This is a genomic window from Ruegeria sp. CDSA021, assembly GCF_059612325.1.
In genome coordinates this window covers 1-1440 of the sequence record NZ_JBXWQJ010000050.1, presented here as the reverse complement: position 1 = coordinate 1440, position 1440 = coordinate 1, and the positions used below count along the sequence as shown (strand labels likewise).

At 52.4% G+C, this 1440-nt stretch carries 1 protein-coding gene and 1 pseudogene; both read left to right on the top strand.

Features of this window, described 5'->3' with window-relative positions; translation table 11 throughout:
- Positions 1-397 (top strand): annotated as a pseudogene (locus tag AC2FLD_RS22440) (dipeptidase); the annotation flags it as partial.
- Between the two features lie 54 nt (positions 398-451).
- Positions 452-1440 (top strand): HupE/UreJ family protein (locus tag AC2FLD_RS22435; protein ID WP_496674557.1); only part of this gene is annotated, 989 nt, incomplete at its 3' end.

Sequence of the window (1440 nt, the reverse complement as noted above, 5' to 3'; positions counted from 1 at the left end):
GATTCAAGCGGTTGCAGATACCGGAGGTGTGGTTAGCCTTTGTATGTTGCCTTTCATAATGATCAGCCCACAGACAGAGCTCACTCGTCCTCAGGACGTTGTCGACCGAATTGACTACATGCGGGATTTGACAAGCATCGACAACGTTGGACTCAGCTCCGACGACGGTTTTGACTGGTCTAAGATTTATGAGTTTGGGAAGTCAAATCCAGAACAATTCGACGACGGCGGACTCAGTGCAGCGGTAAACAAATTGGCCACAACTGGCATCGGGGAAGCCGCGAAAATCTATGCGGCCATTATCGATGAAATGTGGTTGCGCGGGTACTCTGACGAGGACGTCAAAAAAGTGATGGGAGGCAACTTCACGCGCATCTTCGAGCAGGTTTGGGGGTAGTCGATAAGAAAAGCGAGACATGACTTCCCATCGCTTGATAAGGTGGTCGGGTTATTGCTCACCCGACTAGCCCTTGCGTTTTTGCTTGTGCTCTTTGCGCAGTCCGCTCTCGCACATAAGTTCGAGTTGGGCGATGCACGGTTGTCCATTGAAGGCGAAAGCTATCAGATTGCCGTAAGCGCCGACTTGATCGAGGCTTTCGAGCGGCACTTAGGCTTGAACGGATCCGACCGATTTCTTGTTGAGCAGGTGCGCGGGCTGGATCTCGGCACAATCGAAACCACGCTGTCAGAAATACGTGCAGAAGTCTCCGAAGAGACGCTCATATGGTTCGACGGCAATACGGCCGAATTGCGGGCATTGTCCTTTCCATCTCCGCGCGATATCCGTGCTGTTCTCGACAGACCACCGGACAGCACTGAATACCGCTTGGTTTTCGTCGGTTATGGTGACGCTCCGCAAGGTGCCAGCGCAGTAAGTATCAAAATGTCGCCTTTACTTGGGGATATGCGGCTTGAAGTGTCGGTCCCAAGTGTCACGCTGCTGCAGGCTGGACGAACCAGCCAGACACTGAACCTTATTGGGTCCCAAGAAACAACACTGAGCTCAGCAGTGGCCGACTTCTTGTATTTCACATGGCAGGGGATCATTCACATCGTCCCTTACGGGCTGGATCACATCTTGTTCGTACTCTGCCTGTTCCTATTTGCGCAAACGGTCCGCGACCTGATCTGGCAGGTCACGGCTTTTACCGTCGCGCACTCGGTGACACTGACCCTCGGCTGGCTAGGCTTCGTTGATTTGCCAACAGGGTTCTTTGAACCTTTAATTGCCTTGTCCATTGTATATGCCGCTGTTGAAAACATATTGCGCAACAAACCAGGCGGTGCCCGCTTCACTCTAATTTTCTTCTTTGGTCTGCTCCATGGGTTCGGTTTTGCGTCAGTTCTAGAGGAGATTAGCCCATCAGGCGGCCATTGGTTGACCCGGCTAATTGGCTTCAATGTAGGCGTTGAGATTGGCCAGTTGGTTGTCATAGCGGC